Source organism: Acidobacteriota bacterium (assembly GCA_035529075.1).
GTDB lineage: Bacteria > Zixibacteria > MSB-5A5 > GN15 > FEB-12 > DATKXK01.
On record DATKXK010000014.1, the window covers coordinates 504,277 to 530,806 of the forward strand.

General features: G+C 58.9%; 23 protein-coding genes. 14 read left to right on the forward strand and 9 right to left on the reverse strand.

Going from position 1 to position 26,530, the window contains the following annotated elements:
• Positions 1 to 10 precede the first annotated feature (10 nt).
• From VMY05_09655 to VMY05_09680, 6 genes are all read left to right on the forward strand, one after another.
• Positions 11 to 1,333: an efflux RND transporter periplasmic adaptor subunit gene (locus VMY05_09655; GenBank protein HUV31339.1), complete on the forward strand. Its 1,323-nt coding sequence runs from the start codon at positions 11 to 13 to the stop codon at positions 1,331 to 1,333.
• Positions 1,334 to 1,335: 2 nt separating this feature from the next.
• The gene (locus tag VMY05_09660) at positions 1,336 to 2,043 is read left to right on the forward strand and encodes an ABC transporter ATP-binding protein (protein HUV31340.1); all 708 of its coding nucleotides are present in this window, start codon (positions 1,336 to 1,338) and stop codon (positions 2,041 to 2,043) included.
• A gap of 3 nt (positions 2,044 to 2,046) precedes the next feature.
• Positions 2,047 to 3,264, forward strand: coding sequence for an ABC transporter permease (locus tag VMY05_09665; protein ID HUV31341.1), 1,218 nt, complete (start codon positions 2,047 to 2,049; stop codon positions 3,262 to 3,264).
• 10 nt (positions 3,265 to 3,274) lie between these two features.
• Positions 3,275 to 4,528 carry an ABC transporter permease gene (locus VMY05_09670; protein HUV31342.1) on the forward strand — a complete coding sequence of 418 codons (1,254 nt, stop codon included), beginning with the start codon at positions 3,275 to 3,277 and terminating at the stop codon, positions 4,526 to 4,528.
• 103 nt (positions 4,529 to 4,631) lie between these two features.
• Positions 4,632 to 5,969 carry a GWxTD domain-containing protein gene (locus VMY05_09675; GenBank protein ID HUV31343.1) on the forward strand — a complete coding sequence of 446 codons (1,338 nt, stop codon included), beginning with the start codon at positions 4,632 to 4,634 and terminating at the stop codon, positions 5,967 to 5,969.
• Positions 5,938 to 7,404 carry a GWxTD domain-containing protein gene (locus VMY05_09680; GenBank protein HUV31344.1) on the forward strand — a complete coding sequence of 489 codons (1,467 nt, stop codon included), beginning with the start codon at positions 5,938 to 5,940 and terminating at the stop codon, positions 7,402 to 7,404. The genes VMY05_09675 and VMY05_09680 overlap by 32 nt, the downstream gene beginning before the upstream one ends.
• A gap of 82 nt (positions 7,405 to 7,486) precedes the next feature.
• Here the strand turns inward: VMY05_09680 and VMY05_09685 are convergent, their stop codons facing one another.
• The 3 genes from VMY05_09685 to VMY05_09695 are packed head-to-tail and all read right to left on the reverse strand — an operon-like array spanning position 7,487 to position 8,999.
• Positions 7,487 to 8,005: a hypothetical protein gene (locus tag VMY05_09685; protein ID HUV31345.1), complete on the reverse strand. Its 519-nt coding sequence runs from the start codon at positions 8,003 to 8,005 to the stop codon at positions 7,487 to 7,489.
• Positions 8,006 to 8,023: 18 nt separating this feature from the next.
• Positions 8,024 to 8,227, reverse strand: coding sequence for a hypothetical protein (locus tag VMY05_09690; protein ID HUV31346.1), 204 nt, complete (start codon positions 8,225 to 8,227; stop codon positions 8,024 to 8,026).
• A 40-nt stretch (positions 8,228 to 8,267) separates the two neighbouring features.
• Positions 8,268 to 8,999 (reverse strand): DUF1573 domain-containing protein, encoded by a 732-nt coding sequence (locus VMY05_09695; GenBank protein ID HUV31347.1) that lies wholly within the window; start codon positions 8,997 to 8,999, stop codon positions 8,268 to 8,270.
• A gap of 166 nt (positions 9,000 to 9,165) precedes the next feature.
• Here VMY05_09695 and VMY05_09700 point away from each other — a divergent pair, with 166 nt between their 5' ends.
• From VMY05_09700 to VMY05_09720, 5 genes are all read left to right on the forward strand, one after another.
• Positions 9,166 to 10,098, forward strand: coding sequence for an ABC transporter ATP-binding protein (locus VMY05_09700; GenBank protein HUV31348.1), 933 nt, complete (start codon positions 9,166 to 9,168; stop codon positions 10,096 to 10,098).
• Positions 10,095 to 10,892: an ABC transporter permease subunit gene (locus tag VMY05_09705; protein ID HUV31349.1), complete on the forward strand. Its 798-nt coding sequence runs from the start codon at positions 10,095 to 10,097 to the stop codon at positions 10,890 to 10,892. The genes VMY05_09700 and VMY05_09705 overlap by 4 nt, the downstream gene beginning before the upstream one ends.
• A 165-nt stretch (positions 10,893 to 11,057) precedes the next feature.
• Positions 11,058 to 12,425 (forward strand): dipeptidase, encoded by a 1,368-nt coding sequence (locus tag VMY05_09710; protein HUV31350.1) that lies wholly within the window; start codon positions 11,058 to 11,060, stop codon positions 12,423 to 12,425.
• Positions 12,425 to 13,210, forward strand: a complete 786-nt coding sequence (locus VMY05_09715) for an SDR family oxidoreductase (protein ID HUV31351.1) — start codon at positions 12,425 to 12,427, stop codon at positions 13,208 to 13,210. The genes VMY05_09710 and VMY05_09715 overlap by 1 nt, the downstream gene beginning before the upstream one ends.
• 67 nt (positions 13,211 to 13,277) lie before the next feature.
• Positions 13,278 to 14,177, forward strand: coding sequence for a DMT family transporter (locus tag VMY05_09720; protein ID HUV31352.1), 900 nt, complete (start codon positions 13,278 to 13,280; stop codon positions 14,175 to 14,177).
• Between the two features lie 87 nt (positions 14,178 to 14,264).
• On the opposite strand, the gene VMY05_09725 is transcribed toward VMY05_09720, so the two are convergent.
• Both VMY05_09725 and VMY05_09730 read right to left on the reverse strand, forming a co-directional pair.
• On the reverse strand, positions 14,265 to 14,774 hold the full coding sequence (locus VMY05_09725; protein HUV31353.1) for a ferritin family protein: 510 nt from the start codon (positions 14,772 to 14,774) through the stop codon (positions 14,265 to 14,267).
• Between the two features lie 116 nt (positions 14,775 to 14,890).
• Positions 14,891 to 16,030, reverse strand: coding sequence for an aminopeptidase (locus VMY05_09730; GenBank protein HUV31354.1), 1,140 nt, complete (start codon positions 16,028 to 16,030; stop codon positions 14,891 to 14,893).
• Between the two features lie 158 nt (positions 16,031 to 16,188).
• Between VMY05_09730 and VMY05_09735 the strand changes: the two genes are divergently transcribed.
• The 3 genes from VMY05_09735 (at position 16,189) to VMY05_09745 (ending at position 19,514) form a co-directional block, all read left to right on the forward strand.
• On the forward strand, positions 16,189 to 16,932 hold the full coding sequence (locus VMY05_09735; protein HUV31355.1) for a DUF72 domain-containing protein: 744 nt from the start codon (positions 16,189 to 16,191) through the stop codon (positions 16,930 to 16,932).
• A gap of 119 nt (positions 16,933 to 17,051) precedes the next feature.
• Complete coding sequence (locus VMY05_09740; GenBank protein ID HUV31356.1) at positions 17,052 to 18,257, forward strand: hypothetical protein; 1,206 nt, start codon at positions 17,052 to 17,054, stop codon at positions 18,255 to 18,257.
• A 27-nt stretch (positions 18,258 to 18,284) separates the two neighbouring features.
• Positions 18,285 to 19,514 carry an MFS transporter gene (locus tag VMY05_09745; GenBank protein HUV31357.1) on the forward strand — a complete coding sequence of 410 codons (1,230 nt, stop codon included), beginning with the start codon at positions 18,285 to 18,287 and terminating at the stop codon, positions 19,512 to 19,514.
• Positions 19,515 to 19,564: 50 nt separating this feature from the next.
• Here VMY05_09745 and VMY05_09750 read toward each other — a convergent pair whose 3' ends face one another.
• The 4 genes from VMY05_09750 to VMY05_09765 all read right to left on the reverse strand — a co-directional run.
• Entirely contained in the window at positions 19,565 to 20,668 is a 1,104-nt protein-coding gene (locus VMY05_09750) for an Ig-like domain-containing protein (protein ID HUV31358.1), read from the reverse strand.
• Entirely contained in the window at positions 20,665 to 23,007 is a 2,343-nt protein-coding gene (locus tag VMY05_09755; protein HUV31359.1) for a hypothetical protein, read from the reverse strand. The genes VMY05_09750 and VMY05_09755 overlap by 4 nt, the downstream gene beginning before the upstream one ends.
• Before the next feature lie 234 nt (positions 23,008 to 23,241).
• On the reverse strand, positions 23,242 to 25,851 hold the full coding sequence (locus VMY05_09760; GenBank protein HUV31360.1) for a hypothetical protein: 2,610 nt from the start codon (positions 25,849 to 25,851) through the stop codon (positions 23,242 to 23,244).
• Between the two features lie 28 nt (positions 25,852 to 25,879).
• On the reverse strand, positions 25,880 to 26,530 hold a 651-nt coding region (locus tag VMY05_09765), incomplete at its 5' end, for a hypothetical protein (protein ID HUV31361.1).

A 26,530-nucleotide genomic window follows, 5' to 3' on the forward strand; every position in this document is an offset into this window, starting at 1 on the left:
GAGGCACAGAATGAGCAAGAAAAGAAAAATGAGTTTGATTATCGCTGCCGCCGTCGTTGTGGTGGTCATCGTTATTCTGAACATGACGGCTGACACCAGCAGTGCGGTTAAGGTGACCGCGGCCACTGTCGAGCCTGGCGAACTCGTTGAGATAGTCTCGGCATCCGGCAGGATTCAACCCAGAACGAAGGTTGACATCACCTCCGAGGTCACGGGCGAGATAATCAACCTGCTGGTGCGCGAAGGCCAGCGGGTGGAGACCGGCCAGCCGCTCGTCGTGCTCGACACCGTTCAACTCCGATCCGACGTCGACCAGGCGAGGTTTGCCGTAGAGGAGACCAAGGCCCGGTCGGAGGGTGCCAAGTCGACGCTGAACCAGGCCGAAGAGGAGTTCAACCGGCTTCAGCGCCTTTGGGACCAGAACATGACGTCGGAAACGCTGTACAAGGCTTCCATGTACGCGCACGAGAATGCCAAGTCGGCGGCGGATGCGGCAGGGGCGATGGCGGCGCAGGCACGGTCCCGCTATGAGAAGCAGCTTGACTACCTGGAAAAGGCCAAGATTGTCGCTCCGATGCCCGGTATTGTCACTTTTCTCGACTGTGAGGTAGGCGAAATCGCACCGGCCCAGACGGCCTTCACGCAGGGCAAAACGCTCATGACCATCGCTGACCTGAGCGTATTCGAAGTCGAGGTCGAGGTTGATGAAACCGAAATCAACAAGGTTGATCTGGGCCAGTCCGTGGAGATCGAGGTGGACGCCTTCCCGGACACCACCTTCGGCGGCGAAGTGATAGAGATCGGCAACACCGCCATAACTCAGGGGCTCGGCACTCAGGACCAGTCGACCAATTTCAGAGTCAAAGTCGTTTTTCAGGATAGGGACGTGAAGATTCGTCCCGGTATGTCCGCCACGGTTGACATCACGACGGCCAAGCGCGAGGGCGTGCTGAGCGTGCCGTTTGCCTCCGTCGTAATTCGCTCGTTTGACCTGGATTCCCTGGAGGCCGCCAGGGCGGCCGAAGATCAGGGCGAAGAAACTTCCACTGAAGCCGTTCAGGCGGCCGAGACGACCGAGGAGGATGTGGATGTCCCGGACACGGCCAAGAAGGAGGTTAAACGGGAAGAGCTCAAGGGCGTCTTCCTTATAAAGGATGGCAAAGCCCGCTTCGTGAGAGTCGAGACCGGCGTGGCCGACCAGAAGAATGTCGAAGTTTTGTCGGGCCTGTCCGAGGGCGACTCGGTCGTGTCCGGCCCGTACCGCATGCTGCGCCAGATAAACGACGGTGACGCGCTGGAGGTCGAGATCCAGTCGGGCGAAGGGCAAGTATAGTCATGCAAATGATTCAAACCAACGACCTCTGGAAAATATACGAGATGGGCGCCGAGCGCGTCAACGCGCTGTGCGCTGTCTCGATCACCATAGAGCGCGGCGAATACGTCGCCATCATGGGCCCCTCCGGGTCGGGGAAATCTACCCTGATGAACCTCATCGGCTGCCTGGACACCCCCAGCCGGGGGGAATACTATCTGAACGGCAAGCGGGTCAGCCAGATGAACGACAACGAGCTGGCCAACATTCGGAACCGGGAGATCGGTTTCGTCTTCCAGACCTTCAACCTGCTGCCGCGCGCCACCTCTTTTCATAACGTGGAGTTGCCGCTCATCTACAGCGGCACGCCCTCGGGGGAGCGCCACCGCCTGACCGAGGAAGCCCTTGCCAAGGTGGACCTGGCCGACCGGATGGTCCACAAGCCGACCGAGCTGTCCGGCGGACAGCGGCAGCGCGTGGCCGTCGCCCGTGCACTCGTGAACAACCCGTCGATCATCCTGGCCGACGAGCCGACCGGCAACCTGGACAGCAAGACCTCCGAGGAGATCATGAAGTTGTTCGACGAGTTGCATCGGCAGGGCAACACCATTATCACCGTTACTCACGAGGCGGCCATTGCCCGTCATGCCCATCGCGTTCTCTCGATTCTGGACGGCAGAATTGACAGCGACGAATCGATTCCTGAAGATCAGCGGAACGGCATGAGGTAGACTATGATCGCCGGCTCGCTCGTTCGTGTCGCCTTCAGTGCCCTCAGGGCCAACAAGCTCAGGTCCGGACTCACGCTGCTCGGCGTTATCTTCGGCGTGACGTCCGTTATGACTATCATCTCGGCGCTGGAGGGGATGATGGGCGCTATCGAGGAAGATCTCGGACGCCTGGGGCCCTCGACCTTCATGGTCTCGCGGATCATGGTGGCCATGTCCAACGAGGAGTTCTTCGAGAAACTCAAGCGCAAGCCCATCACCGTCAGGGACGCCGAATTGATTGCGGACGGCTGCGAGTTGTGTGACAAAGTCTCGCCGCGTGCGTTTACCAGGGCCAGGCTCAAGTACCGGGACAAAGCGGTGCGGCGAGTCGACATCATGGCCGGCACCGCCAACATCATTGACATCGTCGACATACAAGTAGCCCAGGGCAGGTTTCACTCCACGGAAGACGACCTCTATCGGCGGCCGGTGGTCTTCATCGGTGACCAGATCCGGGAGGAACTCTTTGCGGGCATGGACCCGATGGGCAAGGCGCTCAGGATTAACGGCCGGAGATATCGGGTTATCGGGCTGGCCAAACGACGGGGGTCAATGTTCGGCGAGAGCCAGGACAATTTTGTCATCATTCCCCTTTCCTGCTACCTGTCGCAGTTCGGACGGCCCCGGGGCATTAATGTTGTCATTAAGGCGGTTTCGGTCGAGCGGCTGGATGAGGCCATGGACGAGGTCCGGGTCATCCTCAGGTCCAAGCGCAAGGTTGCCTACAACGAGCCGGACGATTTCGACATGATGACGGCTGAGAACATTCTTGATCTGCTGAATCAGATCACGAAGATCTTTCGATTCGGGTTGATCGGCATTTCGTCCATCTCGCTGGTCGTGGGTGGGATTGTGGTCATGAACATTATGATGGTATCGGTGACGGAACGGACGCGGGAGATCGGCATTCGCAAGTCCGTCGGAGCCAAACAGAACCATATCCTGCTCCAGTTTGTGTTCGAGTCCACGCTTCTGACCCTCTCCGGCGGCCTGGTGGGGATTGTACTGGGGTTCTTCATCGCACAATCCCTGGTCGCTATGATCGACATGCAGATCGCGCCGTCGGCCCTGGCTATAATCGCCGGCCTCTCGATCTCTACCGGCATCGGTCTGATATTCGGCATCTATCCGGCCATGAGAGCGGCGCGGCTGGACCCGGTCAAGGCGTTAAGTTACGAGTAGGTTGGACAGTATGCTTCTGACGCCAATCGAAATAAAAGACGCGATCCTGATGGCGCTGTCGTCCCTGCGGGCCAACAAACTGCGCAGCGTCCTGACCATCCTCGGCGTCATGGTCGGGGTGGGTTCCGTGATCGGCATGGCGGCCGTCATAAACGGCCTGAACGGGGCCGCCGAGAGTGAGATTGACCGGATGGGGACGAATATCATTGAAGTTGACCGTTTTGGGCCGAATACTGACCGCGAGCAACTCAGTGAGGAAGACCGTAACCGTCCCTGGATGACCGAGGGCGAGGCCAGAGCGATCATGGCCAACTGTCCCTCCGTTGATGGTGTGGCGCCGCAGAACTACTACTTCAAGCCGGGTGGGAACGAGGCGAAATTCAAGAACCGGAAATTCAACCGCCCCAACTTTATGGGTACCTGGCCTGACTACCTCAGGGTCCGCAATGTGGACCTGTCGGCCGGACGGTTCTTCACCGACACCGACATGCAATTTCGCCTTATGGTCTGCGTTATCGGAGCTGACGTTGCCGACGTGCTGTTCGAAGAAGGCGAGCAGCGAACCGGGCAGCTGATCAGGGTGAACGGGCAGAAATTCGAGGTCATCGGAGTCTTCGAACGCGTCAAGTCGAATTTCGGCAACGATTTCCAGAACCGGCTGATCTGCCTCCCCCTTTCGACCTACAATAAACTCATTCCTTGGGAAAAAGCACTCGGCCTGACCGTTCGGGTGGTCAGCCGTGACAAAATTGACCAGGCCCGGGAGGAAATCACCAGCACCCTCCGGGTGTATCGCAAGGTTCCGTTCAACAAGCCGGACAACTTTGCCCTGTCCACCCAGGAACAGTTCAAGGAGATGGTCAACAACATCACCAAGTACATCTACCTTGCCATGATTGTAATCACGTCGGTGGGCCTGATGGTCGGCGGTATCGGCGTGATGAATATCATGCTCGTATCGGTGACCGAGCGGACTCGGGAAATCGGCGTGCGCAAAGCCATCGGCGCCAAGAGATCAAACATCATCCTGCAGTTTCTCACCGAGGCTATGACGCTGTCCGGCTCGGGCGGCGTCATCGGTGTTATCGGTGGCATTCTGCTGGGTATTCTCATCAACGCCATCCTGGGTTTCCCGCTCAGCGTGTCGATGTTCTGGATTGTGGTCGGCTTTGTCGTTGCCGTCTCCGTCGGATTGGTGTCAGGAGTCTATCCGGCCATGAAGGCAGCCCGCCTGGACCCGATAGAGGCACTGAGGTACGAGTAGGAGCATACTCCGACCGGTGCTTTCGGGTTCTCCATCCCTTTTTCTGTTGCCTCACCAGCGCTGCCCCGGTAGATTGGGAAAAGCCGTTATCAAAGGTGACGCGATGAGTACTCGTTTTTCAACAGCTTGGTTGTTGACGCTCCTCGTCTCGGTTGCGGTAGCCGTGTCGACTCAGGCGCAGGTCCTCCAGTGGGGCGTGGATCGGTTTCAGGACCAGCCCAACCTGTTTCTTGACTTCGCCCGCTTCAAATCTGATAAGCCCGACCAGATACGGCTGGAGGTGTACTATCAGGTGTACAATGCCGGCCTCCAGTTTGACCGGGATGGTGACACCTGGGCGGCGCACTATGAACTCGGAATGACCATAAAGGACGACGACGGTCGTGTTGCGGCTGATTCCACCCGCAGGAAAGAGATACGGGTTACGGATCTGGCCCGAACCACGTCGAGCTACGACTACCGGTCCAGCCAGTTCAATTTCGATCTGCCCGGCGGCAGGTACACCGTCTTCGCCAGGTTGAAGGACCTCGGCAGTGACAAAGTGGTGCACCACAAACTGGAGACCAAACTGGACGTATTCGACAGTAGCAAGCCGAGTATGTCCGACGTTGAGTTCACTCAGGCCGTCAGCGAAGTGACCGATTCCGGCGACGTCTTCCAAAAGGGCAACCTTCAGGTCGTGCCCGCGGTCACCAAGGCTTTCGGGGGCAGTGATGACAGCCGGCTGCTGTATTACGTCGAGATATACCGCGGTTCCGACGAGGACGAGAAGATTCTGGTGGAGACAAAGTTGCGCCATGCGACCAAGGGATTGATCTACCGGGACACGCTGTATATAACCTTCACCGGTTCGGTAGATAGACAGCTTCGCGAGATGTCGCTTGCGGAGTTCCCCCCGGGAGCGTACGAAATGGAAGTCTACCTGCGGGGAAGACGGAACAAGAAACTGGACTCTCAGCGGCGGGATTTCGAGGTCCTGTGGAGCCGCGATGCGCTGGTCAGGACTGATTGGGACAAGACGCTTGACCAACTGGGGTACGTCTCTGAGCCGGGCGAGCTTGACGAGTTCAGGAAACTGGAATCGATCGAGGAGCGAAAACAGGCCTTTGACGAGTTCTGGCGCCGCCGCGACCCCACCGTCGGGACGGCTGAGAACGAGGCTATGCGGGAGTTCTATCGACGGATCAGCGTGTCCAACCTGCGGTTCTCAATTTTGCGCCGCGAGGGCTGGCGGACCGACCGCGGGCTCATATACATCAGGTATGGCGAACCGGACGATATCGACGACGTGCCCTATGCCCCCAATACCGTTCCGTATCAGGTCTGGCACTACTACATGGCCGGCCGATACAAACGCTTCCTCTTTGTCGATGAGAACGAGGACGGTGACTACCGGCTGGAATACCCGTATGACGGCCTGTATCAAACCCCTGATTTCTAACCCGGCGGGTCCGCCGAGACCGGTCGCCCGCCTGGCGATCATGGTCGCCGTCTCCCTTGTTTTGCTGGTCGGCACCGCATGGGCGCAGGGGGAGAGCCTGGACTTGGCCGTCTATACCAGGGCGACGGTCTACAATAACCCCGAGTACGATACGATGGTGCTGGTCGATTTCCCGTTTACGCTGAACCGGGACCAGTTCGAGTTCTACCAGCCGGATTCGCTGGACCCGGAATGGTATGCCCGGATATATGCACAGGTCACCTTGTTCGGACCAGACGGCCTGCTTCTTGATTCGGCCAGCACGTACTTCTCGGCCAGGACGTCGTCTGCACAGGAGGCCGCTGCCCCCGATTTCATGCTGTTCAACCGTTTGTCACTCCTGGTCCGTCCGGGCGTCTACTCCGGGCGGCTGGTCGTTATCGACGTCGTCAGCAAACGTGAAGGCACGTTTTTTCTTGACCAGATTGTCGCTGAACCGGCGCGCCGGGACGAACTTACTATCGGGGGCGGCTCGCTGGCCTACCGGATCGGCAGGGCAGGTGAGGGGCAGACGTCGGATCCCATGGTTCTGAACGGTTTGCGGGTGCTGACCAACCCGCTGGGCGTGGTCGAGCTCGGCGACACCTCAGTGTACTTGTATGCCGAGTTGTACAATCTGACGTATGCCGCCGGTGATTCATCCGGCTATCGGCTTGAATACGCCGTGCTCGACAACACCGGGGCGGTATACCGAAGGCTGGGGCAGAAGGTACGCGTCAAGCCGGGGCCGTCGGCCGTCGTTGCCGAACAGTTTGACATTCGCGGGCTTCCGGCGGGACGGTACCGGCTGCAGGTAGTGGCAACTGATCAGGCGGTGCTGGACGCGGATACGGCCCTTTTCAATCTCGCCATTCTGCCGGAGGCGTCGGAAGGGCTTGCACTCGGCGAGGACGTCACCTTTGACCCGTATGATACGCTGTTGCTTGACGTGCGTGAGAAGCTTGTCGCCTACATCCTTACTTCTGATCAGAAGCTCGCGCTGTCACGGCTGACGCCTGAGGGGAGGAGTACGTTTCTCGACCAGTTCTGGCGTGATCGCGACGCCTCACCCGGCACCAGGTTGATCGAGAACCGCCTGGAAACGATCAAGCGCTTTGAGTTCTGCAACCAGTACTTCTCCACTGATGAGACCAGGTCCAACGGCTGGACGACCGATCGGGGCCGGATCTACATGACTTACGGCCCCTGGGACGACAGGGATGACGTCTCGGCCCCACATGTCGGCAATCCGTTCGTCATCTGGTACTATTACTCCATTGGGGAAGGTGCCGTCTTCGTGTTTGAGGACAAGCGCGGGTACCACGACTACACCCTGGCGCACTCCAACGTCGATGGTGAGCGATACAGCGAGGAGTGGAAGGAGCGGTTGCAGCAGGGCGGGTATCGACTTGAATAGATGTTTCCGTCGTCGGGTCAAGGCAAAAGGCCGCCCGGTGGGCGGCCTTTCTCTGTTGGCGTCAATTATATGGCGAAACCGTCTACGGCGACTCGGAGGCGGCGGCCGTGGATGACTGGCCGGGTATTCGCAGCTTTCTCTTGATCGGTATGGTGAAGCGGGACGCCGACTCATCATCCAGCTCAATCGTCACGGACTTGTCGAACGAAGTGTCAATGGCCTCCTTGCGCAGCTTGAGCACCCCCTGCGCAGTCTTGCCGGCCTTTACCGTCCCGGGCAGTTCCAGATCAAAGTACCCCTCCGGCTGATAGACAAGCCTGACTTTGAGGTCCTGCTCCGAGACGTTTGTTATGTTGAACTTCATCTCGTCCCTGACCTTTTCCCCAAACTGGGAAATATCCAGCTTGTAGGGTTTTATGATGATCGGGAATGTTGAATCAGGTCGCGCCAGCACGTCGGCGACAATCCGTACACGCTTGTGCGGCTCGCCCTCGTTCGTCTCGATGCTGGGGCTCTTGGTGATGCGGCTGCGGTACCGCTTGGTGCTGAATATGATCTCAAGGCGAGTGCTGTCACCGACAGCAAGCTCCGTCGCTTCCAACGGAGCCTTGGTGCACCCTCACCCGGGGACCACTTTCAGGATTTTCAGGCTGTCATCACCGACGGACTTGAGCCAGAACACGTGTGACACGGTCGAATTCTGCGGTACGAAGCCGAAGTTGAACTCGGGTTCTTCGATGAGAAGCCGCGGTGCACCGTAGCCCGAAGCCGCCATCACCAGCAGTCCCGCGGCCATTCCGCATAACAGAAGTCGTTTTTTCATCTCTCTACCGTTACCCTGGGTGTTGCTACTGTTTTATACACTATTTCTGATTAGTCGTCACCAATGATTCTATCCTTGAGTTTCCGCCGGTGACGGGCAGCGTTATTCTCTGTTCCTCGCCTCCTTCACCGATAAACTCCAGCGTCACCGAACCGGTCAGGGCGGGGGACCAGTCCCTGGGGGCCAACCGGACGTTTACGCGTCGAGTCGAGCCGGCCGGAAGGGAATCCGGCAGTTCGACCGTAATCGGCACCCCGGGTCCTGATACCAGCGACACCGCGTAGTCTTCGTCCGACCGGTTTCTCAGCGCGGCGCTCCGTTCAAGCGTTCCCTGGGCCCCGGCGGTGTCAAAAACAATACGGGGCGGCTGCACCGAGATTGCTTCCTCATCGTGCCCGTCGCCCGGGCCGCAGGTGGCGGTCAGGGTGACCCGGCGCGGGTCCGCTCCTGCACCGGTGAACACCCAGGAAGTACGCCGGGACTCACCTTCGTCGTTTCGCAGATGCCAGTAAAAAGTCACGGCAAGACTGTCCCCGGGACGGACACTGGCTTGCGGTGGCATCGCCGCCACACATCCGCAGCCGGTCTTTATCTCGCTGATCAGCAGCGTGTCGCTGCCCGTGGATCTAAACCAGAACTCATGGGCGACAACTGAATGCCGAGCGACGCTGCCGAAATCAAAATCAGGTTCATCTATCGCAAGCCTGGGCTGCCCGTGGAGATTCCCCCCGAGCATGACCAGTACTGTAATCGAAGCCGCTCTATATCTCATTTACTTGCTTATATGACCAACACCTTCAGATTGTTCCGCTTCCCTGTAACTTATTCATATTGCCGGATTTCGTCAAGCCGTTTGCCCGTGATTTTAGACTTGTCTTGTCTGTGTACCTTGCCTACTTTATGCGGCAACTGTAACCTGGAAAGCAATCGTACCCGAAATGCGAGTAATAGAGGTTCAGGATCTCACCAAGATCTACCAGACGGGGCTGAAGAAGGGCAACGTGGTGGCTCTCGACGGAGTCATGCTCAGTGTCGATCAGGGAGAAATTTTCGGACTGATCGGCCCCAATGGCGCTGGAAAGACGACGCTGGTCAGGATCCTTCTGGGTGTTACACGCCTGACCTCAGGATCGGCCCGGATCACCGGCCTGCCCCCGGGTGATCCCTCATCGCGCAACAAGGTAGGGTTTCTGCCGGAAAATCACCGGTTTCCGCCCCACCTCACCGGACTTGGTCTGCTGGAATGTGCCGGCCGCCTGCACCGGCTGCCGAGCGCCCGGACCCAGGAGCAGGCCGACCGTCTGCTGCGCCTGGTAGGCATGGACAAGTGGGCCAGCACCAAGATCCGCAAGTATTCCAAGGGTATGGCGCAACGAATCGGGCTGGCCCAGGCCATGATGGCCGACCCGGACGTCCTCCTTCTGGATGAGCCCACCGACGGTGTCGATCCGATCGGCAAATCGGAAATCAAGGAGATCCTCAAACGCCTAAAGGGGGAAGGCAAGACGGTCTTCTTGAATTCACACCTCCTCTCCGAGGTGGAGACGCTGGCTGACAGAGTGGCCATTCTTTCCCGTGGCAAAGTGCTTCGAGTGGGTTCGGTCGAGGAGTTTACTACCCGGAGCCTGCGCTACGAAATCCAGGCGGCCATCGGCAACGAACGTCTCGAAATTCCCGAGTCGGTCGGTGAAATAGTCAGTATCACGACAAAGGAGCTAATTGTTGAACTTCAAATGGAAGAAGGCATCAATCACATAATCGACCAGATGCGTATGAAGCGGATATCCATTCGATCCGTCCAGCGGGCAAGAGTGTCACTCGAGCAGTCCTTTCTTGAAGCCATCACCGGCAGCGAGGAGTCGGCGGGATGAGGGGTATAACCCGCGACAGCCTGGTGGAGTTTATCGATCGCAAGGTGATCTGGGTTTTTGCCGCGCTCCTGCTCCTGGGCATACTGATTGTGCTTCTGACGGGGAAGCTCAATATGGGTCTGAAATTACCGATTTCTGACAATGCCGATCTCGAGGGTCTGGACGCGTTGATCAGAGACCCGTTTATGCGCGTGTTCAACGGCTTCCTGGGAATATTCCTGTTTCTGGCGGTGATGGCGAGCGCCGGCCTGTTTCCGCGCATGCTGGAGCGGGGCCGGATCGATTTTTATCTGTCCAAACCGATCTCACGCGTCGGCCTGCTCCTGAATAAGTTCCTCGGGCTCTGGACTGTCTACGGCGGCGCCGTGGTTGCGTCCGGGCTGGTACTGTTTGTGGCCATCGGGCTGGTCCACGGCACTTTCTATTTGGCCGCCGTCTACCTGGTGCTGCTGTCGCTTGCCTCGATCTTTGTATGGCTCACGATTACGACCTTCTTTGGCATACTCAGCGGCTCGACGGCGATGTCAATTATGGCTGCTTTCCTGTTCTGGGTGGCGCAACAGGTGCTGGAGGCCAGGCAAGTTCTGAAAAGCCTCCTGGATTCCGATCTGGCCGATGCCGTTCTCGATGCCGTGTACTACATCCTGCCCAAGACCAACGCAATGTCCGATGCCTTCTACGCTCTTGCGCTCGGCCGGCCCGTCGGAGACTGGGTGCCTGTCTGGAGTACTCTGCTGTTTGCGGTCGTGCTTCTGTACCTCTCTGCCCTGGTTATGAGACGCAAGGATTTCTGACGTTTCTGCCGTAAACCCCGGAACGTGAGACTATCGAGCAAAACGGTCAGGCCGGGAGTGCCCTTACTCCCTGGGCTGACAATTTGACGCCGCAGGCTTTACACTTGACGCAGGGCTGTCTATATTCCGTGCTAAAAACAATCGCCTGCTTTTGAAAGGATCGACATGACCGCATTTGAGTATCTCGAGAAAACCGAAAAGAAACGCATGGGTGAACTTTTCCGTCTGCTGAGTTTCCCGTCAGTCTCAGGCAAGTTGGAGCACCGGAAAGACATGGTGGCCTGTGCCCGCTGGCTGGTGGATCATCTCAAGGGGATCGGGTTCAAGGCCCGTACTTATCCGACCGGCGGTCACCCGGTCGTGTATGCCGAGTACGTTGTCAATCCCGGTGCGAACACGGTGCTGTACTATGGCCACTATGACGTTCAGCCTCCGGAACCGCTGGACCTCTGGAAGTCGCCGCCGTTCAAACCCGAGATACGCGACGGATACATTTATGCCCGCGGAGCGACCGACGATAAGGGGCAAACCTTTACCCATGTAAAGGGCCTCGAGGCGCTAATCAAGGCAACCGGCACGCTGCCGGTCAACGTCAAGATGTTGATCGAAGGTGAAGAGGAAACGGCCTCGGCCAATCTGCCTGGTTTTCTGAGGAAGCATCGCAAGATGCTCAAGGCCGACATTATCGCCGTCTCGGATACGGGTCAGTTCAGCAAGACTCTGCCGGCCGTGACCTTCGGCCTGCGAGGTATCGCCGCCGCCGAGGTTTTCGTATACGGACCCAACCGGGACGTACATTCCGGAACGTTCGGCGGGACGATCACTAATCCGGTCAATGCCCTCTGCTGGATGGTGGGGCAGCTTCACGACAAGAACGGCCGGGTAACTATCCCCGGTTTTTACAAGCATGCCGGGCCCGTCACACCGTGGGAACGGAAGCAGTTCAGGCGGCTGCCGTTCAATGAAGTGTCGTTCAGGAAATCACTGGGGGTGCCGGCTTTCTTCGGCGAAAAAGGGTACAGCACGCTGGAACGGTCGTGGTGCCGTCCAACTCTGGACGTCAACGGCATCACGGGAGGCTACCAGGGCGAAGGCACGAAGACGATAATCCCGTCGATGGCCTCGTGCAAAATTACCATGCGCCTGGTGCCGAACATGGACCCGACGGACATCTGCAACAAGCTGGAGAAGTACCTGAAAAAGATCGCGCCGAAAACGGTCAGGATAAAGGTGGACAAGCTCGGCGGCGCCGGGGGAGTGGTTGTGCCGACTGACGGGCCCTGGCTGGAGGCCGCCGCCCGCGCCGTCAAGGCCGGGTTCGGCAAACGGCCCGTCTTCATGAAAGAGGGCGGGTCGATCCCGATCGTCAGCGACTTCAAATCTATCCTTGGCCTGGATACGCTGCTTATCGGTTTCGGGCAGTACGATGACAACATTCACTCGCCCAACGAACGCTTTCGGGTCCGCGACTTTGAACGCGGATGCAGGACGGCGGCGGCGCTGCCGGGCGAGCTGGCGGGGGTAAAGCGCTGATGGATCTTGAACTGACAGGCAAACACGCACTGGTGACCGGGGCTTCGTCGGGACTTGGTGCCTCGGCCGCCATGGAACTTGCGGCCGAGGGAGCCGAGGTCACAATCAACTCGCGGTCAGAGGAGCGTCTGGACGAAGTAGCCGAGACGATTGCCACCGCGACGGGCACAAAACCGAACGTCCTGGCCGGAGACCTGTCCAATGAGGCGGATCTCGACCGCTTGTGCAAAACCGTGAGCCGGGCACGGATAGATATCTTTGTCTCCAACAGCGGCGGACCTCCGGTGGGTCAGTTTACCGACCTTTCCTCCGAAACCTGGGATGACGCCTGCGACCTGCTGTTGCGGCCGGCCGTTCGTCTGACTCGGGCGGTGATTGACGGCATGATCGAACGCCGATTCGGTCGCCTGATCTACATCACCTCGATTGCCGTTCTTCAGCCCGTAGACGACCTGATCCTGTCCAACACCTATCGTGCGGGCGTGACCGCCTTCTGCAAGACCGTATCGAATAACTACGCCCGCCACGGTATCACCGCCAACTGTGTTTGTCCGGGTTACACCGCTACCGAGAGGCTGATCAGCTTGGCCCAAACTAGGGCCGAGAACGCAGGCAAGACCCCTGACGAGATCATGGCCGGCTTTGCGTCGGCGGCAGCAGCCGGAAGGGTAGGTCAACCAGAAGAGTTGGCGGCGCTGATTGCGTTTCTGGCCGGCACAAAAGCGGCCTTCATCACCGGTTGCTCCATCCCGGTGGACGGCGGGGCGAATAAAGCGCTCATATAGCCGGTTGTGTGATGGTAAGTTGCGGCACATATATGAAGTAACACCTTAGGCATGGACGACGCGGTGCGTGCAGCACGAAAATAGCAGTACGGTCAAACAGCCGGCCACATTTCTGCTGGTCGGAGCGATCGCTATTCTCCAGTTGGTCGCCTCGATCTGCTATCCTATCGCCAAGTACGGGCTGAACACGATAGAACCGTTCACCTTTGCGTTTTTTCGCTACCTGCTTGCCTCGGTCCTGTTGCTGGGCATTGCCCGGCTCAGGCGTTACCGCACTCCGATCGCTCGCAAAGACTGGCCGAAGGTCGTGTTGCTCGGCGTTCTGATCATCCCCTTCAACCAGACTCTGTTCCTGGTGGGTCAATCCCTCACGGCGGCCGGACATGGCGCGTTTATATTCGCAACCACACCCATCTGGATTTTCGTGCTGGCTCTTGTTCATCTCAAGGAGAAACTGATCTGGCGACGCCTGCTCGGCTTTCTGATCGCCGCGGCAGGCGTAATGACGATCATGCTCTCCGGGGCCGTCGAGGTGGGCACTGAGTATCTTTTCGGCGATCTGATTATCATCGTGTCCGTGATTGCCTGGGCCTACTACACGATTATCGGGAAACCGCTGGTGGCCAAATACGGAGCGCTCCGAATGACGGCGTATGCGCTCGCCATCGGCTCAGCCATATACATCCCGTTCGGTCTGTACTGGGCACTGAGGTACGACTACTCGCAGGCATCTCTTGCAGCCTGGGGCTCGGTCGTCTACATGGCGGTGGGGCTGTCCGTAGTCGTGTACGTCCTCTGGTACTGGGTGCTCAAGTATATGGATGCATCCCGCGTGGCCGTATACCACAACGTCCAGCCGGTGATCGCGGCGGTGGTCGCCTATTCCTTCCTTGGCGAACAGATCGGCCTGGCGTTCGTCATTGGCGGGCTCTCCGTCATGGCGGGCGTAATCATAACCGAATTGTAGGGGAGAGTTCGGCGTTTTGGATGCTCGGCCGGTGCCGGCCGCTTTGCAGGATCGGGTAGAGCGAAGAGACGTCGCCCCGGAATCCGGCTAATGTCCCTCCCAGCTTCTGAAATCGGCAAACTGCCGGGAATTGACGAAGGTCTGGGGATCAGCTATAAAAGAGAGCATGTTATCGATGAGATAGACGTGGTCGCGTTCCTCGTCGGCGATTCGGTTCAGGAGCTTTTTGCGCGCCGGATCCTTCTCCTTTGCGGCTTCATCACTGTACATTCTCACGGCCGCCTCTTCGATCTTGAGCGCCTCGGTCCAGACGGCCCGAGCATCATCGCCGAAGCTCTGGTCCGGACCCTGCCCGGCCAGTTCCAGGAAAAGGTTCCGGGGAGCCGACAGCGACCCGCTGTTGCCGTCAAGCTCTTCTTCTGCCCGGTCGGCCCTGCCGTCGTGTAATTGTCTGAAAACCTGATAGTGACGTTCCTCTTCTTCGGCCAGGTAGATCAGAATCTTCTTCAATTCCGGTTGGGCGGTGGCCTCGGCTGCGCGTTCGTAAAAGGCTTTGCCGTCCAGTTCCATCTGCATGGCGAACTCAACTATATCCATAAATGCTCCCGATGTGCCGCAATTTCCTCGTTTTCCGTCAGCGTCAGGTCGCGAGACCGACCGGCGCTTCAGTTATCCGTCGTTCGAAGCCGCTTCTGACGCGCCCAAAGCCGGTGTCAATCCATCCGCGGGGGTTTGAGATTCTCCTTGGAGAACTCTTTCTCCAGGTCAGGATCGGTGAACACGCCGTCCTTGCGAATGAGCTTGCCGTCGAAATAGATTTCGCCGCCGCCGTATTCCGACCGCTGAATGAGCACCAGGTCCCAGTGAATTGCCGACTGGTTGCCGTTGGGTGCCTCATCATAGCTCTGTCCCGGGGTCAAGTGGAGCGACCCGGCAATCTTCTCGTCGAACAGCGTGTCCCGCATGGGGTGCAGAATGAACGGATTCACTCCCAGGGCGAACTCACCGACATATCGGGCACCCTCGTCGGTGTCGAATATCTCGTTGAGTTTCTCATTGTCGCCCTGGCACGTAGCCTTCGTGATCCTGCCCTTTTCGAACGTTAGTGAAATGTTGGTGTAAGCCTTGCCCTGGTGCAGCGACGGGGTGTTGTAAGTGATCGTGCCGTTGACCGAATCGCGCACGGGCGCCGTGTACACCTCACCGTCAGGGATATTCCGTGTTCCATCGCACTTGACCACGGGAATGCCCTCGATGGAGAGCTTCAGGTCCGTGCCGGGCGACTTGATCTCCACCCGGTCGACGGTCTTCATCAGTGCCACGAGTCGATCCTGGGCACGAGACATCTTGGCGTAATCGGCGCAGCAGACGTCGTAGTAGTAGTCGGCGAAGGCTTCCTGTGAGGTCTCGGCGAGTTGTGCCATGGCATTGTTGGGATACCGAAGAACTACCCATTTGGTCCGCTTGACGCGCTCTTCCAGATGCACCGGCTTATAGAAGAGTTGGTTCTGTTTTTCCATCTGCTTGCGGTCGATGTCGGCCAGATCGAAGGGGTTGTCCGAGCCGCGCAGGCCGATGTAGGCATCGGTTCGCTTCATCAACTCCAGATGAAGCTCGGCCAGTTTCTTGAACTGGGCGTCCGTGGCTTTCCCGACGAATTGTCGAATCAGCGATTCGTCGCTGTAGTACCAGAACGGCGTGGCTCCTTTTTCGGTGGCCAGCCTGATCACCTCTTTTCCAAGCTCGAGGGTCTCCTTTCCCTTGATCTCCAGGTAGAGTACCTCTCCGGGTTGAAGATCAGTGGAGTAGTCTATGAGCTGGCGGGCGAGAATCTCGTTGCGCTTGTCTTTCACTTCGGTTCTCCGAAATATGAGGGTCAATTTAACTTTGGGCCAAGATAGTAAATGACCGGCCCGTGCGCAACCGACCATGAGACCGACCGCGCCTCCCGGCGCGAAATGATCGAACAAACCGGTTTGGCCGCTGTTACAGGGGAGTGGTCTCAAGTCGTTTGCGTATAGGCACGTCCGGTTTCAGCTACCGTGACTGGTTGGGCAACTTCTACCCGCAATTCTGCCCGCAAGCCGACTTCCTGAAGTTCTACGCCAGTCAGTTCGCCACCGTCGAACTGGACGTTTCCTATTATCGGATACCGGCCGAGGCGATGGTCAAACGGTGGGTCGAGGTCACGCCGTCTCACTTTGTGTTTGCCGCCAAGTTCCCGCGCACCGTGACGCACGAAGGTGATCGCTCCGCCCGCCTGGAAGCGGCTGCCGAATTCGCTTCCGTGATGCGCGGCCTGGGCCCCAAGCTCGGTCCGTTGCTGCTGCAGTTCCCGTACAGCTTCAAACCTGACCAGCGCCCTCTGCTCGAGACAATCATCGATTCGGTTCCGACCGACCTGCGCCTTTCGGTGGAAGTGCGTAATCGTAACTGGCTGTGCGAGGATTTCTATGCACTCCTGAAGAGGCGAAACGTGTCCCTGTGCCTGGTTGATCATCCGTGGATGCCGCGTCTGGCGGTCCAGACGGCCGACTTCCACTATGTCCGCTTCCTCGGAGATCGCAAGAAGATCAGTGAAGATTTCAGCTACGTTCGGAATGAACGTACCGACGACCTGGCCTGGTGGAGCGACCTGCTGAAACGGTTCTCCGGCAGCCCGGTTGATATCTATGCCTATTTCAACAACCACTACTCGGGGCACGCCCCCACCAGCGCCGTGCAACTGCAAAAGCTGATGGAATCCGGTTCGTAGCCGGCCGCCCGTCCATCGTCGTTTCGAGGCCGGGACATCGTACGGACCGCTCGACCGGCGCACGGTGCTCCGATTGACTTACTCCCGGCTGTTTCGTATGTTTGCAGGATTCGGGAGGGATGGTGTCGTCAGCCAAGAAGGTCAGTTTTCTCTATACGAACATCGGGCGTGGGCATCCGTTCTACCTCGACGGTATTATCGATGAGCTGGTGCATCGGGGTCACGTAAAACTGGTCCGGTGTCAGAGTGATGTCTTCGAGATGTCCCGTGGGCTGTCGCGCCTGGCCTGGCGCACGGCGAATGTACTCTACCGAAAAGGGTCCTCGGGCGGGATTGCCGGTAAGGTGTACGGGGCGATTCGGTCGGACACTGATTACAATCGACCCGGACTGATGCTTCACGTCATGGGACGTGATATCCGCAGGGCCCATCTGTCCGGCGCGGAACCACTGGTCGTGGCTCACCCGATCCTCGTGGGCATTCTCCGCGGGAGAGAGAACTTGGTTTACCAGCATGGCGAAGTCGCAGCTCCGTCCGAATCGCTCGTGATGGGTGCTTCGACCGTGCTCGTGCCCGTGAGCCGGGTGGCGGAGTCATTCGTCGAGGCGGGATACGCCAGGGATCAGGTGGTTGTCAGCGGCCTGTGCATCGAACCCGCAATAGCCAGACAGGCTGCTGACAGTTACGAGCTTCGCATGGAGCGGCTGGCGTCCTCGGCGGTGTTGACCGGCGCCTTTTTCTCATCAGGCGCAGAGCCCGCGATTCACGTCGACAAACTTGTCGAGGCCGCCGTCTCAGCGGTCTCGGCAGGGGGCCGCGCGGTCCTGTTTGCTCGCCGTGGCGGCCGGGTGGCAAGAGTTGCAGCCGGGGAGTTCAGGCGACTGTGCCGGCATTTGGAGATTGTCGATCCCTGCGACCAGATCCCTGCGGATCTGCCGGGAGCTACTCTGGTGACGTATTCGTCGAGAAGGGAAGAAGCGTCGTTGTCCTCGAAGTTGTTCCCCTTATTCGACTACCTGGTGGCGCCCTCGCATGAACGCACCAACTGGGCGCTCGGGCTGGGCTTGCCGATGTTCGCCGTGGGGCCAACCATCGGGCCGTTTGCGCCCCGCAACATGCAGGTTCTGCTCGACCACGGTGTGGCTGAGATGCTGGACAGCAGCGCGGCCGCCCGGGAACTGGGGCCGACAGTCCATCAGCTTCGTGAAAGCGGCCGTCTGGCGGCTATGGCCGGAGCAGGCTGGGAGAAATATCCGATCAACGGCTTTGAGCGCATCGCCCAATTACTGCAAAGCAGGTACGGCGAACAGCCGGCCGATCACTGACAGTCGTACGGCATCCGGGAAGAAACCGTGATTCAAAGGTTGACAGCTTTTTTTGCCCAGTTTGACCGGAATCTCTGGATTCTGGCCTGTGGCTGGTTCGTCGGCGCCCTCGGTTTCGCCGCCTCGATCCCGTTCATAGCGATCTACTTCCACAACGTCCTCGGCATGAGCACAACCGAGATCGGCCTGTTTTTTGGTGCTATGGCCATAGTGCGATCGGTCTCTCAGGCCGTCGGCGGCGAAATGTCCGACAGAATAGGCCGATCACTGCTGCTTGTGCACACGCAGTGGGTTCGAGCCATTAGCTTCTTCTTTCTCGCTCTGGTTATCCAGTACAACATGGGTTTCTGGTGGGTGGCAGGACTGCTCACGGTCAACTCCATCGTCGGCTCGGCTTTTATGCCGGCGGTCAACGCCATGGTCGCCGATATTCTTCCGCCGGAGAAGCGCCTGGACGGCTATGCGATCTCCCGTTCGGCAGGCAATCTCGGGTGGGCGGCCGGGCCGGCTATCGGAGGTTTTCTGGCGGCGCACTCGTACGCCATCCTGTTCCATATGTCGGCCGTCATCACTTTGATCTCGGCCGGTGTTTTCTGGCTTTTCCTTAAAGTGCCGCGCCCCTCCCGTTCTCAGGAGCAATTCAGGTTCTCGGACCTGATGGCCGTACGGAACGACCGGAACCTGGCCCGCCACGTGGTGCTCATTCTGTGCCTGTACCTGGTTGTAGCGCAGTTGGTGGCGCCGTTTTCGGTCTATACGGTGGAAATGGTGGGGATTCCCGAATCCCGCCTGGGCCTGCTGTTCGCCGTCAACGGACTGATGGTCGCCCTGCTGCAGATCCCCGTCACGCGTATTCTGGCACCGCTGCGCTTCACGTCACAACTTGCGCTGGGGGCACTTCTTTACTTCATCGGATACGGAGCGCTCGGCCTGCTGACGGACTACGGCTTCTTCATGCTGATCATCGTGGTGGTCACGACCGGCGAGATGTTCATGTCCCCGCCGTCTCTCACTCTTACTTCGCGGCTGGCTCCGGAGGGTCGCATGGGCCGGTACATGGGTGTATACGGTTTCTTCGTGACCGCCGGATGGTCGCTCGGTCCCCTGTATGGCGGCATCTTCCTTGACGCCTTTGAGGCCGACCCGGCGCTGGCCTGGTTTTTGATTTCCCTTCTCGCCCTTGTCGCCTGCGCCGGGTATCTCTGGTTCGGGCAGCGGTTGCCGTTCAAGTTCAACCACAAAAGCTCGGCTGAATAACGCTCAGGAACACAGGGGAGGGGAGGCGGCCGGGCGCCAGATCGCAGCCGTTACCGCCGGGCAAGCACAAATCCCCGGTAAAGCTGCTGATCCAGAAAGTACTGGACCAGGAAGAGCGTGTCGTTTCGCACGCCCGCACCGAACAGCCCGTTGGGATTGCGCACTGTATCACAGTCACTGTAGGGGAAGTTCGGCAGCAGGGCTTCAATGAGCACACCCTCGTCAGTCAGGGTGACCCTGCCGGCGATGTCGCAGAATACCCGCTCGGACTCCGACTGGCGGTCCGTGTCCAGGTAGATGAAGTGACCCGATATCGACCGGACGTCCACGACAACATACTGATTAAACGTGTCGGCCGATTCCGTATCGAAATGTTCGATCAGCGTGCACGTCCCGTTATACAGGCTGTCCAGAGAGTCCGGCAGGTCCAGGGCGACAAAGTCGGCCGACGAAGTGTCGATGGCTACCTGGTTTTGCACCACAATCGGTCCCGTCGTCACTTTGGCGGGCACCGCCGTTTTGATCGTTGAGTCGGTGGAGATGATCACGATGGAAGTGTCGTCGTTAAAGCGGACGTGGTTCTCCCAGGCCACGGTGTCGAAACCGGTGCCGTAGATCGTAACGGGTGCCCCGACGGGAGCGCTGACGGGGGCGAATCCGGCGATGACCGGCGCCGGAGGCGGCGTGCGAGTCGTGAATGACCAGCTGAAATCCGCCGGCAGCCGGTTGCCGCTCTCGTCCGTGATATCACGCGTCAGTGTCACCGTGTAGACGGTACTGTACTCAAGCCGCGCCCAGAGGGTGGTACAGGCGACCTGTGTACGGCAGACCTGGCGCTCGGCTTCGATTTCGGGGATGATAACAAAGGTCTGGGGTGTGATCGAACCGGGCTTGATGTCCTCGGAGAAACGAACCTGGATGGGTTCCTTGGCCTCCACCCACGTGTCACCGTCGGGAGGGGCGTACGACAGGATCACGGGAACAACAGTATCCGGGGGCAGGATGCTTTCAACCGGGCGAGGGTTCTCACCCTCGCTGCCGCAGGAGCCGATCAGGGTCGGGACAGCCCCCGCGAGCAGCAGGCACAAGACGGCCCGACGGCGGGCCGCGCACGGCTTCCTGTTGCGGCGCTTTGGTAAAGACAACCTGGTCATTTTAGTATTACGAACTTGCCTATTTGTGTTCGTCCCTCGGACTCGATCACGTAATAGTAGATGCCCGACTCAACGAGTTGCGTGTTGCGCGTAATCATATCCCAGCTGTCGTGCATGGACGCCGGTCCGCCTTCGGGATAGTAGTGCTCCAGGACGCGGATTAGATCGCCGTCGATCGAATGGATAGATATCGTGCACACCGGCGGCAGGTTGCTGAAGTGGATCCGTCTTGACCGCGCCGGAATCTCCATGCCGTCGCGGTTCTCATACCCGAGCTGCGAGTAGCGGCCGTCCCATCGCCACGGATTCGGATAGACGAAAGCGTCAAGCTGATACTTCGTGACCGTGTCGGCCGGTGTCTGGGCCATTTCCAGGACAAGGTTGTTCAGCGGGTCACTCTCCTTGGAAGGAATATTCCCGCCGGCGAACCCGAAGTCGTAGGCGCTCACGGCCACCCAGTACGGGATGGTCGGAAGCAGGCTGTCGAAGACGTATTCGTACTCGTGGTACTTGGGAAAAGGCTCACCGTGCTCGTACGTAACGTCCTCATCTCTCCAGGTGGACGGGTCGGTCCCCGGATCGACGGCGTTCGGGTAAAGCTTATGGATGTTATCCATGCAGCAGAGGCTGGATGCGTTGTAGCTGTGCGGCTCGAAGTGGTACAGGGTATCATTGATGTTCATGGGGTTGAGCCGCGTGTAGAACCTGGGGTCAAAGTCCGGATTATGGTACAACTGGCGAAGAGAATCCAGAGTAAAGGGAACGTCTTCGTTGATCCACGAGTAAGTTTCGTACAGACCTTTGGTCCACCGGAAGCGGTCGTAGTTCTCGCGGTCGTAGACGCTCAGCAGGGTCAGGCTGGACCGCCTGTCGTCGAGCGCCACGTACACCCGGTATCCTTCGAAGTCGAGCAGGTTCGTAAAGGGATCGCGCTGTGTTTCCGTGTAGTAACCATTCCACCTGATCGTCAGCTTGCCCTCACTCGGGATGACGCGGAGCATCGGCGACTGCGGGGGACCGTCGGCTCTGAAGTCGGCCACGCCGTCACCGCGGTACCACGTGGTGTCCACTCCACAGACGCGGTATTCTCCCCGGTACCCGTCACCGTCGGTGTCGACCCCGGGGTTGTCGTAAATCCAGCCCGCCCAGCGGGCATTGAGGGCCAGGTTAGAGAAGTTGAGAGTCCGGTAGTACGGCGACGGATCGTAGAGCCGGTAGTAGGAGCTGAAATCCCACGGATTGACGTGGACGTCCGTGCCGCCGACGACCGCCAGGGCGATGGTTTTCGACTCTCCCGCGCGCATATCAAACGGCCCGGCGGAGATCAGATAAAAGGGGCGGGCATGGATGGCGTGATCGAACGAACTGGGCGGCGGAGGCAGCCACCCGGCAGAGTATTGGTTCACCGCCGTCCACAGCTGGTCGTAGTCGATCTCCGGGTTGGCCAGATAGTAGTACATCTCATTGTCCTTGACGGGCTCGGTCAAATGGGGCAGATAGTCCCTGAACGGCAGGTCAAGGGTCGGTCGCAGGCGCGGGCTGAAGCGCGGGCCCCAGAATCCGAGTTCCGACGTCCAGTTGAAATTGACACTCCAGTCATCCGAGGGTACGCCGAGGATGCGCATGCCCACTGCCGCCCGTGGAGAGTAATGCATCCAACTGGCCCCGACCGGATCCCCGTCAGCATCCATCTGGTAGGCGACATTGAGAGTGTCGACGTATTCACAACCTTCAGGGGCGGGATACTCGTCGAGGAATCCCACCACGTCATCCATCTGGCTCAAGGTGTAGTCGAACTCGCCGTGGTAATTGACGCCGCCGTGGGCCCGGAAGCCGACGTACATTTCCTTGAGGTGCTTGGTGCCGATATTCTGTAGCCGAAACTCGAAAAGGATAAAGTCATCGATATTCTCACCCGCCCAGGCCATGGACTTCTGTACGACCCGTATTCCCAGCGGCAGGTGAGCGCGGAGGTCCGGCGAGGCATACACGTGAAACGTGTCCAGGTATTCGCTGATTATGTCCATTTGCGAGTTTGCCTCGGGATCAAACTTGGGATGGTTGACATCTATCGACCGGTAACGGAAGTCTCCCAGTGGGCCCTCTTCCGGGTAGAACTCGGCGTTGCCGGTGCTGACAAGGGTGTCATAGCCGACAATTGCGCCGAGCAGCAGAGTGCCGTTCATCTGGTACCGGATATTGCTGCCTCGCGGGTAGTGAACGGTGGCTATCTTTTCGCCGGAGAACGGGTCCCTGGTCCACTGGCTCCAGTAGTAATCCGCCCAGCCGAAATTGCCGGAGTTGCCCAGGACCATCTGGACGTTGTTCTGGTTGTGCACGGTCAGCCGCCTTTTGGGAAGGGCCGCCGAGGCGCGGGGAACGATATCCGGCCTGCCCGGGTGCCAGGGGTCGGATGAAATCGTATTGGCCGTATCGACGAGCCCGACAGTGGGTGGCGAGGGCAGATTTCGGCCCGGTGCCTCAGTGCCCCCCAGAAGAATCACGACGGCCAGGAAAATCGATGCGAGTGCGATGTGCGCCGTTCCAGGATGCGTAAGAATGGTCAGGTCCTCTCAGTGAATAATTACCAACTTGCCAATCTGGTGGCGGTTCTCCGATTCCACCACCCAATAATATAAACCAGAAACGACCAGCTGAGTGTTCCGAGTAATTAAATCCCAGCTGTCGTGCATGGCGCCGGGCGCGCCCTTCTCGAATTGGTGCTCCCATTCGCGAACCAGGTCGCCATCAAGGCTGTATATACTAATCCGACACCGATAAGGCAAGTTCGCAAAGTGAATTCGCCGCACGCGATCGTCGGGCCGGTCGCGCATTGTGGTCCTTCTGCCCTCAAATCCCCTGGAGCGGTACCCCTCATCGAGGCGATACGGGTTCGGGTAGATGTAAACGTCAAGCCGGTGCGCCTCGACCGTATCAGCCGGCGACTGCGCGAACTCCACGACGTGGTTGTTGACCGGATCGGTCTCCAGCGCCGGCAGGCCCACCGCCGGAGAGCCGAAGTCAAAGGCGGTCACGGCGATGTAATAGGGGATGGTTGCCAGAAGCCTGTCATACACGTATTCGTACTCATAGTACGACGGGAGCGGCACTCCGTGCTCGCGTGTGACCTCGTTTTCGGACCACAGCCTGGGATCGGACGGCGGCGGGCTGACGATTTCCGGATATGCTTTGCGGATGCCGTTGGGCAGGCCCAGGTCGGATACATTGAAATCCTGTTTTTCGAAGTAGTAGACCTCACCGTCAAAACGGAAGGGGTTTGCCCGCGTCCAGTGCAGCGGGTCGAAATCAGGGTTGCCGAACATCCGCTGCAATGAATCCAGCGTAAACGGCGTTTCCTCGAGGACCCATGCGGGGATGCCCTCCGAGTCGTCCTTCCACCGGTAGCGGCTGTAGTTCTGGCGGTCGTACGAAGCAAGCAGGGTGAAACTCTGGTCCCGTTCGTCAAGGCCCGCGTACACCCGATATCCTTCGAAATCCGGCATTCCCAGGAACGGATCATCCTCGGTTTCGGAGTAATAGCCGTTCCAGCGGATGGTGAGCCTGCCTACGCTTGGGATTACCCGCAAGAGGGGCGCCGGAGGCGGCCCCGCGCCGCTGAAGTCAGGGACGCCGTCACCTTCGTACCAGTAGAGATCCAGACCCGTGGTGTCAATTGAATCGACCGGCACGCCCATGGTGTCCTGGCCGCAAATCCGGTACCGGCCGCGGTCTCCGTCTCCGTCGGTGTCCAGGCCCGGCGTATCGTACACCCAGGAGGCCCAGCGGGCGTTCAGCGCGAGTTTCGAGAAGTCCAGGGTGTTGTAAAAGGTCTGCGGTTCACGGGGGTTGAACAGGTCCGCAAATGCGGTTGGACTCGCATGAAAGTTCTCTCCGCCGACCCAGGCAAAAGACACCGGCAGCACCTGACCGGGTTCGATATCAAAAGGTCCGAACGAGAGCAGGTAGCGGCAGTCGTAGCCGTTGGCCAGATCTGCGGCTTCGGAAGGTGGGGGCAGCCAGCCGTCACCGGAATGGTCTACGGCGGTGAAGTACAGATCATAGTCGAATTCCTTATGACTCAGGAGGTAGTACCTGTTTCGATCACCTTCCGGCGTGCCCAGGCGGCTGCCGAAACTGCGGAATGGATCGCCCGTGACACCGCGTCGGCGGGGGCCGAAGTCGCGCGCCTGATCGTAATAGTCGGTGGCCCACCAGTTGAAGGAAAATTCCAGCGTATCGGCCGGGGTTCTCACGACGCGCGCTCCGATGACACTCCGGACTGACCGATAGTCCCACGCTCCGCCGATCGGGTCGCCGTCGTTATCCCCATGGTAGGCAATGTTGACCGTGTCAATGAAATTGCAGCCCTCCGGGGCCGGGTGGGACCTGAGAAAACCGACCACGTCATCGTTCCAGCCCACCTCGCTTCGCCGGGTTATGTGAAACGCGTCCCCGTCCACCCAGATTCCCATGTAGACTTTGCGCAGGCGTTCGGTCCCGATGTTCTCAATCTGGTAGTCGAAAAGAATGAAATCATCGGCGTAGTCATAGCTCCACGCCATGGAGAGCTGCGAGACCTTTATGCCCAGCGGCTTGTGGAGACGGAGATCAACCGGGTCCTGGCCGGTAAGCCCCACGTCCGTTAACGTATCGTAGTACTCGCAGTAAATGTCCTGCTCCGAATACGCGGTCATCGAGGATTGCGGATTGTAGAACTTGCTATTGATGTCGATCGAGTTGTACTTGAACCTGCCGCCCAGGTTGGGCTCCTCCGGCCAGAATTCGCTGGTCTCGTAAAAATCCTCCGAACCCACGGAAACCACCGTGTCCCTTCCGATAACGGCCCCGATCCAGAAGGCCCCGACCCAAAGGTACGTCAGTTCAGAGTTTCTGGGATAGGTGCAGGAAGGAATAAGTTCGCCGGTGAAGGGATCGGGGATGATATCGCCGAAAGTGCCGAAGGTGCCGTTGTTGGCCAGCGCCAACTGAATCTGGCCCCGGTTGTGCGCGGTGTACAGGATCTGCGGCGCGGCCAGAGCTATTCGCTGCCGGTAAGCGTGACTCGCCTCGACTTTTGAGGTCCCGACCTCATGCCGGGCAGCACATTTGCCGGATACAACTACAACTAAGGCCGCCCCCGCCAGAAATCGAAGACGGCCTCTCCTGAACACTGAGCTTATCATGCAGGCCAACAGGTCCTGAATTCAAGGGCTACATTACAATCGCCAGTTTTCCCGCCTGCGACTTGCCGTCGGGCGTCTCAACCGTCCAGTAGTACAGCCCCGATACCACCATCTGAGTGTTACGAGTGATCAGGTCCCACGTTTCGTGGTTTGACAGCGGATCCGACGAGTCCATGTCGTGGTCAAGCTTGCGCACCAGGTCTCCATCCAGCGAATATATCCGGATCGTGCACTTCGGCGGCAGGTTGGCGAAATGAAGCCGCCGCGTCCGGTCGACCGGGCGGTCACGCTCGTTCTTGCCCAGCCCCTCGAAGCCAGCTGCGTTGTACCCGGCGTCAAGACGGTACGGATTCGGATATATGTACACCTCGAGCTTGTCACGCGACGTTATTGACTCCGTCGATTCCAAAGCGTACGTCACGGTCGGTTGCACTGTCGGTGACGTCTCCAGCGACGGTAACCCGGACTGCGGCGAACCGTAGTCAAAGGCCGTCACGTTAATCCAGTACGGCACCGTCGGCAGCAGGTCCTCGATCTCAAACTGGTACTCGTAGTACAAGAACAGCGAGTCGTCGACCAGCACCCTGGCCCGAAGCGAGTCCGGAATCGTACTCGGGTCCTCAATCCACTCCACCGTCGGTTTGATGGCCGTGGTGTCCCGCTTGCGTATCCGCGTCAG

Coding starts and splice junctions, on each gene's coding strand:
- VMY05_09655 (HUV31339.1), top strand. CDS start 11: ATGAGCAAGAAAAGAAAAATGAGTTTGATTATCGCTGCCGCCGTCGTT.
- VMY05_09660 (HUV31340.1), top strand. CDS start 1,336: ATGCAAATGATTCAAACCAACGACCTCTGGAAAATATACGAGATGGGC.
- VMY05_09665 (HUV31341.1), top strand. CDS start 2,047: ATGATCGCCGGCTCGCTCGTTCGTGTCGCCTTCAGTGCCCTCAGGGCC.
- VMY05_09670 (HUV31342.1), top strand. CDS start 3,275: ATGCTTCTGACGCCAATCGAAATAAAAGACGCGATCCTGATGGCGCTG.
- VMY05_09675 (HUV31343.1), top strand. CDS start 4,632: ATGAGTACTCGTTTTTCAACAGCTTGGTTGTTGACGCTCCTCGTCTCG.
- VMY05_09680 (HUV31344.1), top strand. CDS start 5,938: ATGACGGCCTGTATCAAACCCCTGATTTCTAACCCGGCGGGTCCGCCG.
- VMY05_09690 (HUV31346.1), bottom strand. CDS start 8,227: ATGAAAAAACGACTTCTGTTATGCGGAATGGCCGCGGGACTGCTGGTG.
- VMY05_09695 (HUV31347.1), bottom strand. CDS start 8,999: ATGAGATATAGAGCGGCTTCGATTACAGTACTGGTCATGCTCGGGGGG.
- VMY05_09700 (HUV31348.1), top strand. CDS start 9,166: ATGCGAGTAATAGAGGTTCAGGATCTCACCAAGATCTACCAGACGGGG.
- VMY05_09705 (HUV31349.1), top strand. CDS start 10,095: ATGAGGGGTATAACCCGCGACAGCCTGGTGGAGTTTATCGATCGCAAG.
- VMY05_09710 (HUV31350.1), top strand. CDS start 11,058: ATGACCGCATTTGAGTATCTCGAGAAAACCGAAAAGAAACGCATGGGT.
- VMY05_09715 (HUV31351.1), top strand. CDS start 12,425: ATGGATCTTGAACTGACAGGCAAACACGCACTGGTGACCGGGGCTTCG.
- VMY05_09725 (HUV31353.1), bottom strand. CDS start 14,774: ATGGATATAGTTGAGTTCGCCATGCAGATGGAACTGGACGGCAAAGCC.
- VMY05_09740 (HUV31356.1), top strand. CDS start 17,052: ATGGTGTCGTCAGCCAAGAAGGTCAGTTTTCTCTATACGAACATCGGG.
- VMY05_09750 (HUV31358.1), bottom strand. CDS start 20,668: ATGACCAGGTTGTCTTTACCAAAGCGCCGCAACAGGAAGCCGTGCGCG.
- VMY05_09760 (HUV31360.1), bottom strand. CDS start 25,851: ATGATAAGCTCAGTGTTCAGGAGAGGCCGTCTTCGATTTCTGGCGGGG.